The 14,374-nt window shown below is 70.7% G+C and carries 11 protein-coding genes; 4 read left to right on the plus strand and 7 right to left on the minus strand.

The features are described 5' to 3' along the window. From DJ70_RS13545 to larE, 4 genes are all read right to left on the minus strand, one after another. Nucleotides 1-1,029, minus strand: a 1,029-nt coding sequence (locus DJ70_RS13545; RefSeq protein WP_094533862.1) for an alanyl-tRNA editing protein, incomplete at its 3' end; no start/stop codon positions are given. Nucleotides 1,030-1,118: 89 nt separating this feature from the next. Beyond that, nucleotides 1,119-1,421, minus strand: coding sequence for a glutaredoxin family protein (locus DJ70_RS13550; protein WP_094533864.1), 303 nt, complete (start codon nucleotides 1,419-1,421; stop codon nucleotides 1,119-1,121). A 63-nt stretch (nucleotides 1,422-1,484) separates the two neighbouring features. Further along, nucleotides 1,485-1,688: a hypothetical protein gene (locus DJ70_RS13555; protein WP_094533866.1), complete on the minus strand. Its 204-nt coding sequence runs from the start codon at nucleotides 1,686-1,688 to the stop codon at nucleotides 1,485-1,487. Nucleotides 1,689-1,807: 119 nt separating this feature from the next. Next, the gene (gene larE / locus DJ70_RS13560; RefSeq protein ID WP_094533868.1) at nucleotides 1,808-2,797 is read right to left on the minus strand and encodes an ATP-dependent sacrificial sulfur transferase LarE; all 990 of its coding nucleotides are present in this window, start codon (nucleotides 2,795-2,797) and stop codon (nucleotides 1,808-1,810) included. Between the two features lie 108 nt (nucleotides 2,798-2,905). Between larE and DJ70_RS13565 the strand changes: the two genes are divergently transcribed. Beyond that, nucleotides 2,906-4,936, plus strand: coding sequence for a MutS-related protein (locus tag DJ70_RS13565; protein WP_094533870.1), 2,031 nt, complete (start codon nucleotides 2,906-2,908; stop codon nucleotides 4,934-4,936). A 50-nt stretch (nucleotides 4,937-4,986) separates the two neighbouring features. Here the strand turns inward: DJ70_RS13565 and DJ70_RS13570 are convergent, their stop codons facing one another. Continuing rightward, a complete protein-coding gene (locus DJ70_RS13570; protein ID WP_094533872.1) occupies nucleotides 4,987-5,370 on the minus strand; it encodes a RidA family protein in 384 nt (127 codons plus the stop codon). Nucleotides 5,371-5,443: 73 nt separating this feature from the next. Then, on the minus strand, nucleotides 5,444-8,398 hold the full coding sequence (gene uvrA / locus DJ70_RS13575; protein ID WP_094533874.1) for an excinuclease ABC subunit UvrA: 2,955 nt from the start codon (nucleotides 8,396-8,398) through the stop codon (nucleotides 5,444-5,446). Between the two features lie 224 nt (nucleotides 8,399-8,622). On the opposite strand from uvrA, the gene DJ70_RS13580 reads away from it, so the two are divergent. From DJ70_RS13580 to DJ70_RS13590, 3 genes are all read left to right on the plus strand, one after another. Next, on the plus strand, nucleotides 8,623-9,396 hold the full coding sequence (locus tag DJ70_RS13580) for a metallophosphoesterase family protein (protein ID WP_094533876.1): 774 nt from the start codon (nucleotides 8,623-8,625) through the stop codon (nucleotides 9,394-9,396). Beyond that, nucleotides 9,393-11,780 (plus strand): polyphosphate kinase 1, encoded by a 2,388-nt coding sequence (gene ppk1 / locus DJ70_RS13585; protein ID WP_094533877.1) that lies wholly within the window; start codon nucleotides 9,393-9,395, stop codon nucleotides 11,778-11,780. The genes DJ70_RS13580 and ppk1 overlap by 4 nt, the downstream gene beginning before the upstream one ends. 86 nt (nucleotides 11,781-11,866) lie before the next feature. Beyond that, entirely contained in the window at nucleotides 11,867-12,310 is a 444-nt protein-coding gene (locus tag DJ70_RS13590) for an arsenate-mycothiol transferase ArsC (RefSeq protein WP_094533879.1), read from the plus strand. Between the two features lie 35 nt (nucleotides 12,311-12,345). Here the strand turns inward: DJ70_RS13590 and DJ70_RS13595 are convergent. After that, nucleotides 12,346-14,374: twin-arginine translocase subunit TatC (locus DJ70_RS13595; protein WP_094533881.1), on the minus strand; the 2,029-nt coding region annotated here is incomplete at its 5' end.

Consider the following 14,374-nt stretch of genomic DNA (forward strand, 5'->3'; position numbering starts at 1 on the left):
GAGCGCGTCGACGTCGGGATCCGCCTCGAGCAGCGCCGTCGCGGGCTCTCGGAGGTCGTTCGGGTCGGCGTCCGCGACGGTCCCGACCGCCCAGACCGTTCCGTCGACCTCGTTCGTCGGGAACTCGCCGAGCCGGGCGCGGAGGAGGTCCGACTCCGCCTCCCGGAGCGCCGCGTCGAGCCGGTCGGCCTCGTTCCGGAGCCGCCGGACCTCCTCGGGGAGGTCCTCGACGTTGGTGTCGGCGGCCGACGCGGCCTCCAGCGCGGCCGCGTGCCGGTCCGCGACGCGGTCGATGGCCGTCGGCCCGACCGCGAACTCCACCCGCGTCACCCCCTCGCCGGGGTTCGACCGGTCGAGCGCCGTGATCGTCCCGATCTCCGCCGTGTTCTCGACGTGGGTGCCGCCGCAGGCCGCCACGTCCCAGTCCTCGACGGTGACGACGCGGACCGACTCGCCGCCGCTCATCGCGCCCTCCTCGGTCTTGGTGTTGAACGCGATCCCGTCGCGGTCGCGCGCCTCCGCCTCGGGGAGCACCTCCCAGGACACGGGTCGGGAGTCCCACACCGCCCGGTTCGAGAGTCGTTCGAGCTCGACGAGGTCCTCGTCGTCGAGCGGGTCGGCGGTCGTGAGGTCGACGCGGACCTTCTCGGGCGAGATGTCGAATCCGGCGTAGCCGAGGTCCTCGCAGGTCCGGCGGGCTGCGCCGTAGAGGACGTGCGAGGCGGTGTGCGCGCGCATACAGTACGTGCGGAAGTCGTCGTCGACCACGCCCGTCACGGTGGCTCCGGGTTCAACGTCGCCTGCGCTTCCCGCGGACGGGTCCTCCGCGAGGACGTGGACGACCTCGCCGTCGCGCTCGACCACGTCGTCGACGAGGACGCCCGCGAGGGTGCCGCGGTCGGCCGGCTGGCCGCCCGACTCGGCGTAGAAGTACGTCTCCGCCAGGACGACCTCGCGGCCGTCGACCCGTTCGACCGTCGACTCGAACTCGCGGACCGCCGGCTCGGCCGGCGCGCGTGATGCCGTCATGGAGGTGTCATCGGCGCGGTCGGGTAAATAGGTGATCGGTCGCCCACGTCGCTCGCCCGTTTCGTCCCGTCTCCGCTTGCTCCCGTCGCTCACGACGCCGCGAGCAGCTTCAAGCGCAGCTCCCGCTCGTCGACCTCGTACTTGAACGCCGGGGTGCCGTCGACGAGGACGTACGGGACGCGCTCGCCGTACTCGTCGGCGAGCTCGGGGTCCGCGTCGACGTCGACCGTCTCGAGGTCTACCTCGACGGCCAGATCGGCCGCGACGCGCTCGACCGTCTCACGGGCCGTGACGCACAGCGCGCAGTCGTCGCGGGTGTAGATCGTGACTCCGACGGGGTCCCCGTCGGCGGGCTCCGACGCGGAGCCGCCCGGCTCGTCCGTGTCGCTCACGGTCGCGGGAAGGGTCTCGAGGAACCAGTGCGTTTCGGTCCGCAGCCCGGCGATCCGGGCTCGTCACTCGCCGTCGGCGTCCACGAGGAACTCGACGTCGCCGGCGATGACCGCGCTGGCGACGACCGCGGTGCCGACGGCGAGCGCGACGACCAGCGTGGTCAGCGTGACCCGAACCGGGTCCCCGCCGATCGCGACGCCGACGAACGCGCCGACGGAGCCGCCGACCCCGCCCGCGAGCACCGCGAGCGTGTTGGCTTCGCCCATGGCGTGGGATCGGCCGATGCGGGGTATAAGCGTTCGCGCCGGATTCTCCCGGCTGATAACGTGAACCGGCTGACGCGTTCCCGGCGAACCGGGCGCCGCGACGGTCGTTCTCGCCGGCGTCAGCGGGGGTACCGTCGGTCGAGGTCGGGTCCGTCGGCGTCGATCGAACCGCCCTCGGCCCCGCGAGCGTCGCCGTCTTCGGCCGCCTCGTCGCTCTCGCCGCCGCCGTCATCGCCGTCGCTGCCGGGGCTCACGCTGCCGGTTCGATACCCCGCCATGTCGAGGGTGACGTACTCGAAGCCGATGTCGGTGAGGTGTTCGTGAACCGCGTCGGCGAAGGCGGGATCGAGCGCGCGCTCCAGTTCCTCAGGGGCGATCTCGACGCGCGCGAGCCCGTCGTGGTCGCGGACGCGGAACCCCTCGAACCCCCATTCGCGGAGCCGGTTCTCCGCCCGTTCGACGCGCGAGAGCCGCGCCTCGGTCACCTCGAGTCCGGTCGGGATCCGCGAGGAGAGACACGCCATCGACGGCTTGTCGGCCACGGAGAGGTCGTACGCCTCGGCGACCGCGCGGACCTCCTCTTTCGTGATCCCCGCGTCGAGAAGCGGCGAGGAGACCTCGAGCTCCTCGACCGCGCGCAGGCCGGGCCGGTGGCCCTCGCCGGGGTCGTCGGCGTTCGTCCCGTCACACACCGTCCCGATCCCGAGCTCGCGGGCGCGGTCGTACATCCGGCCGAGCCGCATCGTCCGGCAGTGGTAACAGCGGTCGCCGTCGTTGGCGACGAAGTTCGGGTCGTCGAGCTCCGAGAAGGTCACCGTGTCGTGGCGGATCCCGATCTCTTCCGCGACCCGTTTCGCGTCGTCGAGCTCGGCCGCCGGCAGCGTCTCGCTGCGGGCCGTACACGCGACCGCGTCCTCGCCGAGCGCGTCGTGGGCGAGCGCCGACACCACCGAGGAGTCGACGCCGCCGGAGAAGGCGACGAGCACCCCGTCGTGGGCGGCGAGCGACTCGCGGGCGGATCGCGCCTTCTCCGCCGTCTCGGGGTCCAGACGGTCGGTTCCCGCCGCGATCGGGTCGTCGATCCCGGCCGCGGAAACGTCCTGGTCCATGCCCGCGGTTCGTCGTCGGCGCGAAAAAGGGCGTCGGCGTGGTTCGCGCCTCCTCGACCCCCGCCGACACCCGCATCCTTTTGCGGGTTGCCGCGATATGAGGCGTGAATGGATCTGGAGTCGATCCCCGGCGTGGGCGAGAAGACGGCGCGGGCGCTCCGTGAGCTGGAGGCGCCGGCGGCGACCGTCGAGTCCGGCGACGTGGCGGCCATCGCCCGCGCACCGGGCGTGAACGAGGCGCGGGCCGTCCGCGTCGCTCGCGGCGCGATCCGCCGCCGCCACGACGACGCGAGCCGCGTGCTGGCGACCGATCGGGCGCGGGAGGTGTACCGCGACGCGCTCGACCTGCTGAAGGAGCGCACGGTGACGGACTACGCCGAGAAGCGCCTGGAGACGTTCTACCCGAGCGCGTCCGCCTCCCGGATCGCGGAGGCGCAGACGTTCGCGGCCGCGGCGACCGACCGCGACCCCGACCCGGCCGTCCTCGAGGCGCTCTCCGGCGTCGAGCCGCTCGCCGACCCGCCGACCGTCAGGGTCCGCGACCGCTGTCTGGCGACCGCCGACGCCGAGGTGTACGCCCGCGCCGAGGCTCGCGTTCCCGAGCTCTCGGTGGAGACGGTGGAGGACACTCGAGACGTCGCGGAGCTCGCGCGGTCGTACGCGACCGTGATCGTCCTCGACGAGGAGTTCGCGGGGATGGACGTCGAGGGCGACGTCCACGTGCGCCCGGACGCGCTCGAGACGCCCGCCGAGACCGTCCCCGAGCGCCTGCTCGCGTTCTTCGCCGCGAACCGCGGGCGGCTGGAGGCGGCCGCGGCGGTCCACGAGGCCGCCGACCTCGACGCGGCCGCCGACCTCGACGCGCTCCGAGACGCCCTCTCGCGGCTCGACGACGACGGGACGATCGTCGGCGACGCGGAGCTCGAGCGGCTGACGGCCGCCGTCGACGACCTCGACGCGGCGGTCTCGACCGCGGAGTCCGTCGCCGACGACCACCTCCGGGAGGCGATCCGCGAGCGCGACGTCACCATCGAGGGGACCGACTTCCTCTCGCTCGTCGAGCAGGGCGCGCGCGTCGACTCGCTGCTCGACCGCGAGCTCGCCGACGAGTACGACACCGCGATGGAGCGCGCCCGCGACCACCTCGTCGACGCGCTCGATCTCGCGCCCGAGGAGGCCGACCTCGCCGAACGCGTCTTCGACGACGACCCCTCGTTTCCGGTCGAACGCGACGAGTCGGCCGTCTCGCGGCTCCGGACCGAGCTGGCCGCCGGCCGGGACCGGCGGGCCGCCCGGCTGAAGGCCGACCTCGCGGCGGACCTCGGCGACCTCCGCGAGCCCGTCGAGGACCTCGTTCGGGACGCCCTCGAGCTCGACGTGGAGCTCGCGATCGCCCGCTTCGCCCGCGACTTCGACTGCGTCATGCCCGAGGTCCGCGATCCCGCCGGCCCAGCGGAGCGACCGGACGGCGAGGACGACGAGAGCGAGCACGGCGTTCCCGGCGGCTTCCGGCTCGAGGGGGGCCGCTCGCCGCTTCTGGACGTCGAGTTCGAGGCGGTCGAGCCGGTCGACTACGCCGTCGACGGGGTACGGCTGCTCTCCGGCGTGAACTCCGGCGGGAAGACGTCGACCCTGGACTTGGTCGCTCTGGTGGTCGTCCTCGCGCAGATGGGGATGCCCGTCCCGGCCGAGGAGGTGGAGCTCGACCGCTTCGAGGAGGTCCACTACTACGCCAAGTCCCAGGGCACCCTCGACGCGGGTGCGTTCGAGGCGACGCTGCGCGACTTCGGCGACCTCGTCGAGGGCGCGGACGGCCGGCTCGTGTTGGTCGACGAGCTGGAGTCGATCACGGAGCCGGGGGCGTCCGCGAAGATCATCGCCGGGATCCTCGAGGCGCTCTCCGACCAGCAGACGACCGCCGTCTTCGTCTCGCACCTGGCCCGCGAGATCCGCGAGGCCGCCGACTACGACGTGGCCGTCGACGGCATCGAGGCGGTCGGGCTCGTCGACGGCGAGCTCCGCGTGAACCGCTCGCCGCGGGAGGGCCACCTCGCGCGGTCGACGCCGGAGCTCATCGTCGAGAAGCTGGCCGAGGACCGCGGGGGCGGGTTCTACGGAGACCTGTTGGAGAAGTTCTGAGCGTAGCGAAGGTCCGAGACCGGGCGTCGGTTCCGCCCGGCCGATCGGGGTTACTCGCCGCCGTCGAGCTCCGCGTCGACCGTGATCTCGACGTCGAGCGGCGCGGGGAGCCGCGACACCTCGACGCAGGTCCGGGCGGGGTACGGCTCGGAGAGGTACGACCGGTACGCCTCGTTCACCTCGTCGTAGTCGTCCATGTCCGTGAGATAGACGGTGGCGCGGACGATCGCGTCGGCGTCCGTGCCGGCCGCCTCCAGGATCCGCTCGACGTTCGCGAGCGTCCGGGTCGTCTGTTCGCCGACCGACTCCGGGGCCTCCCCGGTCTCGGGGTCGACGCCGGTCTTGCCCGAGACGTGGACGGTGCCGTCCGAGACGATGGCCTGCGAGTACGGCCCCAGCGCGTCCGGGACGTCGTCGCTCGTGATCTCCCTCATCGTTCCGTGCGACGACGGGGCGGTATATCAAGATGCGGGTCGGCGGGGGCCCCTCGCCGCGAGACCGCCCGCCTCAGTCGTCGTCCGCGGCCGTCGCGGGCTTCCGCCGGTCGTTTCGGGGCCCCTCGATGTCGACGTCGGGGAGGAGGTCGCGCAGGTACCGTCCGGTGTGGGAGTCGTCCTCGCGGGCGACCGCCTCGGGCGTCCCGCGCGCGACGAGCTCGCCGCCGCCCTCGCCGCCCTCGGGACCGAGGTCGATCACGCGGTCGGCGTTCTTCACGAGGTCGAGTTCGTGTTCGATGACGACGACCGTGTTGCCGGCGTCGACGAGCCGGTGGAGCACCTCGATCAGCTTCCGCTCGTCCTCCTTGTGGAGCCCGGTCGTCGGCTCGTCGAGGAGGTAGAGCGTGTCGCCGGTGGCCTTCTTGCCCAGCTCCTCGGCGAGCTTCACGCGCTGGGCCTCGCCGCCGGAGAGGGTGGTCGAGGGCTGTCCGAGATCCATGTAGCCGAGCCCCACGTCCTTCAGGAGCTTCAGGCGGCGCCGGAGCCCCTGGTGGCTCTCGAAGAAGTCGTACGCCTCCGCGACGCTCATCTCGAGCACGTCGGCGATGGTCGCGCCCTTGTAGGTCACCTCGAGCGTCTCGTCGTTGTAACGTGCCCCGCCGCACTGCTCGCAGGGGACGTGGACGTCTGAGAGGAAGTTCATCTCGATCTTCACGGTGCCCTGGCCGCCGCACTCCTCACAGCGGCCGCCCTTCACGTTGAAGGAGAACCGCCCCTTCTCGTAGCCGCGACGCTTCGCGAGTTTGGTCTCCGCGAACAGCTCGCGGACGTGGTCGAACACGTCGGTGTACGTCGCGGGGTTCGACCGGGGCGTCCGGCCGATCGGCGACTGGTCGATGAGCCGCACCGTCTCGATCCCGTCGATTCCCTCGATCGCGTCGTGCTCGCCGGGGTCGACCGAGGTGTTGTCGTTCATCTCGCGGGCGAGCCCCTTGTAGAGGACGTCGTTGACGAGCGTCGACTTCCCGGAGCCCGAGACGCCGGTGACGGTCGTCAGCGTGCCGAGTTCGATCGGCACGTCGAGGTCCTTCAGGTTGTGCTGGCGCGCGCCGCGTACGACCAGCTCGCCGTCCGGATCGCGCCGCTCGTCGGGGACCGGGATCGACTTCCGGCCCGCGAGGTAGTCGGCGGTGACGGAGTCGTCGGCCGCGACGATGTCGTCGAAGTCGCCCTGTGCGACCACCTCGCCGCCGCGCTTTCCCGGTCCCGGCCCCATGTCGACGATCTCGTCGGCCCGCCGCATCGTCTCCTCGTCGTGCTCGACGACGAGCAGGGTGTTGCCCAGGTCACGAAGCCCCTCCAGAGTGTTCAACAGCCGGTCGTTGTCGCGCTGGTGGAGCCCGATGGAGGGCTCGTCGAGCACGTACAACACTCCGACGAGCCCGGAACCGACCTGCGTCGCGAGCCGGATCCGCTGGCTCTCGCCGCCCGACAGCGTCGACGCCTCCCGATCGAGCGTGATGTACTCCAGCCCGACCTCCTCCATGAAGCCGAGGCGGGCGCGGATCTCTTTCAATATCTCCGTCGCGATCGTCGTGTCCCGCTCGCCGAGCTCCGCCTCCATCCCCTCGAAGTGCTCGCGCGCCTCGGCGATGGACAGCCGGTTGACCTCGGTGATCGGCGTGCCGGCGACGCGGACGTGTCGCGACTGCTCCTTCAGCCGCGTCCCTTCACACTCCGGACAGGTCGTCACGGCCATGTACTCCTCGATGTGGTCGCGGGCGCGCTCGGAGTCGGTCTCGACGTGGCGGCGCTCCAGGTTCGGGATGACGCCCTCGAAGCGCTCCGTCTTCTCGCGGGTGCCGTTCTTCGTGGTCCACTCGAAGTGGACGACGTCGTCGGTGCCGTGGAGGAACTGCCGCCGGACCGATTCGTCGAGCTCCTCGAAGGGGGTCTCGAGGTCGACGCCGAAGTGTTCCGCGACGTTGTCGATCTGTCTGGAGTAGTACGTCCGGTTGTAGCTCCACGGCTCGAAGACGTGTTTCAGCGGCTTCGAGGGGTCGACGACCACGAGGTCCTCGTCGACCTCCTTCGTCGAGCCGATCCCCTCGCACTCGGGACACGCGCCGTACGGGCTGTTGAACGAGAACGAGCGCGTCTCGATCGCGGAGAACTGGAAGTCGGAGTTGGGGTTGCCGAGCTCCTCGGAGAACTCGACGACGAGCCGGTCGTCGCCCTCCGCGTCCGCCGCCAGCGACCCGGTCGACCGGGCGTTCGAGGCGAACGGGGTGTCGGCGGGCGGATCGGGGACGATCAGCTTGAGCGCGCCGCCGGCCTCCTCCAGGGCGGTCTCGACGGAGTCCGTGATCCGCGAGCGGGCGTCCGGCGACACCGTCACCCGGTCGACGATCACGTCGATCGTGTGGTCGTAGTTCTGGTCGAGGTCGGGGTCGTCGAGCGTCAGGTCCAGCGGCTCGCCGTCGACCTCGACGCGGGCGTAGCCGTCGGCGACGAGCTCCTCGAAGAGGTCCTCGAACGCCCCCTTCTGGTCGCGCACGACCGGCGCGGCGATCTTCGCGCGGGTGCCCTCGGGTAACTCGAGGATCTGGTTCACCATGTCCTGGGCGGACTGCTCGCCGACCTCCTCGCCCGTGATCGGGTCGTGTTGGACGCCGATCCGGGCGTACAGCAGCCGGAGGTAGTCGTGGAGTTCGGTGACGGTGCCGACCGTCGATCGCGGGTTGTTGGCGGCGTTCTTCTGGTCGATGGAGATCGCCGGCGAGAGCCCCTCGACGGATTCGACTTGCGGTTTGTCCATCTGTCCGAGGAAGTTGCGGGCGTACGCCGACAGCGACTCGATGTACCGGCGCTGGCCCTCGGCGTAGATCGTGTCGAACGCGAGCGACGACTTGCCCGACCCCGAGAGGCCGGTGACGACCGTGAACTCCTCGCGCGGGATCCGGACGTCGAGGTCCTTGAGGTTGTGCTCCTCCGCGCCGCGGACCTCGATGTAGTCCTTGCTCATTCTGCCCGCGTGTTGCGCCCGCGCGCGGGAATACCCGTCGGTTTCGGCGGTCGGCGGCCGGCGATCCGACCGGTCGGGGGCCGGACGGTCGGCGGACGCCAGTCCGGAGGTCGGACCGCGCCGGCGCTCGGTCCGCGGACGATCGGGGGAGCACGACGTACCGGTATATATGTCCACGTAGCGGTCATAGCAACCGTTTACGGCGGTTCCGGTCACCGTGTCGTATGGACCATACCGCGTCGCCGGGGAACGAACCGACGCCGACGCCGCTCGCCGACGTATCGACGACGGTCTCCGACGCCGACCTCCACCCCGCGGTCGCCGAGCGGCACCGACGGCTCGACGTGACCGACCGGGACGACGTCTACGTGGTCGGCGACGTTCACGGGTGTATCGAGGAGCTGCGTCGCCTGATGGACCGTCTCGATCCGGGCCCGGACGACCTGGTCGTGTTCGTCGGCGACCTCGTCCGAAAGGGGCCGGACAGCAAGGCCGTCGTGGAGTTCGTCCGGGAGCGGGAGAACCTGGTCTCGGTCCGCGGAAACAACGAGGACAAACTCATCCACGACCGCAAACGCCTCGACGACCTCGGCGACGCGGACCGTCGGTATCTCGAGTCGATGCCGGTGGCACTCTCGTGGGACGACGCGCTCGTCGTACACGGCGGCGTCGACCCGACGCGCCCGCTCGCAACCCAGGGGATCGAGTCGCTGCTGAACTGCCGCTCGGTGCCGCCCGGAAACGGCTATGCGGGGCCGTTCTGGTTCGAGACGCGTCGGGGAGCGCCGCGGACCTTCTTCGGCCACACGGTGCTCGACGAGCCGGTACGCACGGAGTGGGCGGTCGGCCTCGACACGGGCTGCGTCTACGGCGGCTCCCTGACCGCGTACGACTACCGCGACGACGCCTTCGTGAGCGTCCCCGCACGGGAGACCTACGAGGCCCGGCCGGACGAGAAGGTCGTCGACCCGGACCGGATCGCGCTCGACTCGCGATGACCGAACGCGACGAGGCCGCCGGCGGAGCGCGGGCGGTCGAGGACGGACAGCAGCCGGACGAGAACCGACAGCAGCCGGACGAGGACGCCTCGACCCCGACCGGTTCCGGCGTCGGGACGGTCTGTGCCCCCGGCGACGGCGGCCCGACGCGGGTCGTCCACGGGCCGCTGGCCGCCGACCCGGTGCCGGAGATCGACCGGACGACGTCGTCGCCGGACTTCTCGGACCCGCAGTGGTATCTCAACCGGGAGCTCTCGGAGCTCTCCTTCCAGAAGCGGGTCCTCCACGAGGCGCTCGATCCGCGTAACCCGACCCTCGAGCGGACGCGCTTCCTCGCGTTGTTCTCGAAGAACGTCGACGAGTTCTGTATGAAACGGATCGGGGGGTTGAAACAGCAGATGGCCGGAGAGGTGTCGGACCTCACGCCGGACGGGCGGACCCCGGAGGCGCAGTGGCGGCTGGCGCTCGAGACGCTTCGCGACCTGTTCGAGCGGCAGGACGCGTGTTACCGTGAACTCGCGCGGGAGTCGCTGCCGGAGGTCGGCGTCGAGCTCGTCCGCTACGAGGACCTGCCGAGCGGAACGCGCGACGCGCTGCGTGCTCACTTCGAGGCGGAGATCCTCCCGACGCTGACGCCGCTGACCTTCGATCCCGCACACCCGTTCCCGTTCATCTCGAACCTGTCGCTCTCGCTCGCGGTCCGGACGCGCCGGAAGGGCGAGGAGCCGAAGTTCTCCCGTGTGAAGATCCCCGAGAACCAGCCTCGGCTGCTCGACGTCGCGTCCGCCGCCGCGGAGGGCGCGGGCGACCCGCTCGACGGCCCGGACGAGGTCGACCGGTTCGTCTTCCTCGAGGAGGTGATCGCCGCAAACCTCGACCTCCTGTTCCCGAACGTCGAGGTGCTCGACTGGTCGACGTTCCGCGTGACGCGGAACGCCGAAGTGCGCCGAAACCAGGAGGTGGCCGAGGGACTGATCGAGATGATCGAGGGCGTCCTCCGCGATCGCCGCTTCGCGACCGTCGTCCGGTTGGAGGTCTCGTCCGACACGCCGGCGGAGGTCCGAACGCTGTTGCGGGAACAGCTCGACCTCGACGAACGGGAGGTGTTCGAGCGCGATCCGCCGTTGAACCTGCGTCACGTCTCCCGACTGGCCGAACTGGACAGGCCCGACCACTCGGTCCCGTCGTGGACCCCGCAACCGCATCCGCGGTTCGCGGGGGTCGCGGACGACGAGACCGACCGGGACGTCTTCGACGTGATCCGCGAGGACGACGTCCTCGTCCATCACCCGTACCACTCGTTCGAGAAGACCGTCCAGATGTTCCTCGGAGAGGCCGCGCGCAACGACGACGTGTTGGCGATCAAGGCCGCGATCTACCGCACCTCGCGCGACTCGCAGGTGATCGAGAACCTCATCGAGGCGGCACGAAACGGGAAGCAGGTCGCCGTGATGGTCGAGCTGAAGGCGCGTTTCGACGAGGAGAACAACCTCCGCTGGGTCGAGCGGTTGGAGGAGGAGGGGATCCACGTCGCCTACGGCACGATCGGGCTCAAGACCCACACGAAGACCGCGCTCGTCGTCCGTCGGGAGGACGACGGCGTCCAACTGTACTCGCACATCGGCACCGGGAACTACCACGCCGAGACGGCCAAGGGGTACGTCGATCTGGGGCTCATGACCAACGACGCGGACGTCGGCCACGACCTCACGAGGCTGTTCAACTTCTTCACCGGCCACTCCTTCCACGAGGAGTACCGGACGCTGCTCGTCGCGCCGGGAACGCTCCGGCCGGGGCTCGTCGAGCGGATCCGGACCGAGGCCGATCACGCACGGCACGGCGATGGCGGCCGGATCGTCGCGAAGATGAACGCCCTCGAGGATCCGGCGGTCGTCACCGAACTCTACCGGGCCGCGAGCGCCGGCGTCGAGATCGACCTCGTCGTTCGCGACATCTGTCGGCTGCGACCGGGGATCGAGGGCGTCACCGACACCGTGACCGTCCGGAGCGTCGTCGGGCGCTTTCTCGAACACTCGCGGATCTTCTACTTCGAAAACGCCGGCGATCCCGAGTACCTCGTCGGTTCCGCCGACTGGATGACGCGGAACCTCGACCGCCGCGTGGAGGCGGTCACGCCGATCGAGGACCCCGAGATCCGGGCGGAGCTCGAGTCGATCCTCGAACGCTACCTCGCGGACGACCGCAAGGCGTGGCTGTTACGGTCCGACGGGAGCTACGTCCAACGGACTCCCGAGCCGGGCGAGGAGCCGCGTAGCGTCCAGGAGGAACTGATGCGACGCGCCGCCGCGGACGCGAGCGAGCAGGCGTTCCGCGACCGAACCGTTCCCGCTCCGGCGAGGGACGAGAGCGATGCGGACCCGTAGCGACCTCGACCGCCGGGGTCGAGGCCGGAACACGCGAACCGACGAACCGAGCGCGACGAACGACGACCCACCACGCCCCTACGATCATGTCCACTCCGACCGACGCTGACCCGACACGAATCGCCTTCGTCTGCGTACAGAACGCGGGCCGGTCCCAGATGGCTCACGCGTTCGCCGAACGCGAGCTCGCGACCCGCCGCCTCGACGGCGCGGTCGAACTCGTCACCGGCGGGACGCGTCCCGCGGACCACGTCCACGCCGAGGTCGTCGAGGCGATGGCCGCCGTCGGCGTCGACCTCGGCGACCGAACGCCACGGGAGGTGACCTTCGAGGAGATCCGCGCGAGCGACTACGTGATCACGATGGGCTGTTCGGCGGAGGACGTCTGTCCGGCGGGTTGGGCCGGCGAGAACCGCGACTGGAGCCTGGAGGACCCGGACGGGAAGTCGGCGGAGACGGTCGCGCGGATCCGCGACGAGATCGAACGACGCGTGATCGCGCTGTTCGACGAGATCGCGGCGGGCGACTGACCCGGTCCGCCGGCGATCGGATCGGCTTCGCCCCGCTACCGCCCGACGATCTCGGCCGGCGGCGAGAGGTCTCGACGGCCGCCGAGCGTGAGGAGGTACAGCACGCCGAGCCCGACCCCGTACGCGAGCATGAGCGGGATCGTCACGAGGAACATCGTGATCACGTCGGCGGGGGTGAACACCGCCGCGAACAGCATGATCCCGACGGTGACCTCCCGCCAGCGTCCGCGGAAGACGTCGTAGGGGACGCCGGCGTTGTTCAGGAGCACCATCGCGACCGGGATGTCCGCTAGGAAGCCGATCCCGATGGTGGTGAAGATCACGAGCCACATGAAGTCGCTCACCTGGTAGGTGATGATCATGTTCGCGTTGGCGGCGTCGGTGACGAGCCAGCCGATGATCCGCGGCGCGATGTACGCGTAGCCGAGCGCGAAGCCGCCGATCAGCCCCGTAAAGAGCGCGCCCGCCCAGAGGTACACCTGCCGGATCCGCCCGGCGACGAACCCGCGGTCGCGAAGCGCCGGCCACGCCGAGTACAGCAGGACGGGGAAGACCGCGATCCCGCCGATCAGAAGCGAGAACTTCACCATGAAGATCAGCGCCTCGACGGGGTGGAGCGTGATGATGTTGATCCCGCCGCCCACCTCCGCCGGCACCCGCCGCTGGAGGTCCGCCCGCACCGCCGCGAGCCCGCCGATGTAGAGCCAGGTGAACGCCGCGGCCATCACGCCGCCGAACACCACGAGGAGGATGAACGACTTCGAGCGGATCGCGTCGAAGATGAACTTGAGGTCCTTGTAGTAGCCGCCGATGTCGTCCTCCGCCTCGTCGTCGCCGGTGAGCTCGGAGAGGAACGTCGAGGAGGCGCGGGAGGTGCGATCGCCGACCGACGCGGCGAGGCCGCCGCCGGCACCGCCGCCGCCCGCGTTCCCGCCCGCCGCGTCCGCGCTTCCGCCGTCACCACCCACCCCGTCGGCGTCCGTCGCCTCGTCGAAGCGGTCGAGGATCGCCTGCGCCTTCTCGTGGTCGTCGTCGTCGATCGCCGCCTGCGCCCGCGCGAGCGACTCCTCCTCGGACATCTCGCGGAACGGCTCTTCGGGGGCGGCGCGGATCCCCGCGGCGTCGAGCTCGTCGAGGTCGATGGCGGCCGGGTCGCCGTACTGGTACCCCGCGCTCGTGGTGTCGAGGTCGGTGTACACCGCCCACAGCGTCGCGACGGTCACGAACGCGAGCGCCCACGCCGCGGCGTACGCCGCGGCGGCGGTCGTCGGGTCGAGGCCGAGCCCCTCGCCCGGCGCGAGAAAGCGCCAGTCGCTGTCGAGCGTGCGGAGGAGGCCGTTGGCGGCGGTCCGGCCGCCGTACTCGTAGAAGGCGTACACGATGCCGCCGCCGAGGACGGCCGCGCCGCCGACGACGTTCCAGTGGTTCCGGACCGCGCCGAGCACGCGGATCCGGTCGGAGCTGCGCTTCGCGGTGACGACCAGCTTCGCGAGGTAGAGGCTGAACCCGTACAGCGCGACGAGCGGGAACGCCCACATCAGCTGGGTGAACGGGTCCGGCGGCGAGAACACCGCGCCGAAGACGAAGATGGCGACGACCGCGTAGCGCCACTTGTCGCGGAACGTCTCGTAGGGAACGATCTCGGCGTACGAGAGCCCGGTGATGAGAAGGGGCATCTGGCCGGCGAGCCCGAAGGACAGCGAGAGGAAGACGATGAACTCCGTCCACATCACGATGCCGTAGGTCGGCTCGATGCCGGCCTCGAGCCCGAACCCGGCCAGAAAGGAGAACATGATCGGGAAGAAGGCGTAGACGCCGTAGGCGACGCCGACGGCGAAGAGTCCGCCGCCGAGCAGGCCGATCGCCGCGAGCTTCCAGCGGGCGACCGGCGACTGCGGCCACAGCCCGCGCTCGCGGAGCTCGTCGCGTGTGAAGTAGACCAGCGCGGGCAGACAGACGATCGCGCCGACGACGAGCCCGATCTTCGCCTGGAGGAGGATGACCTCGAAGGGCGTGGTCGCGATGACGTCCGCCTCGGCGGCGACGTCGGCGGACATGTTCGCC

The sequence above is a fragment of the Halorubrum halodurans genome (genome assembly GCF_002252985.1).
GTDB classification, from domain to species: Archaea; Halobacteriota; Halobacteria; order Halobacteriales; family Haloferacaceae; genus Halorubrum; species Halorubrum halodurans.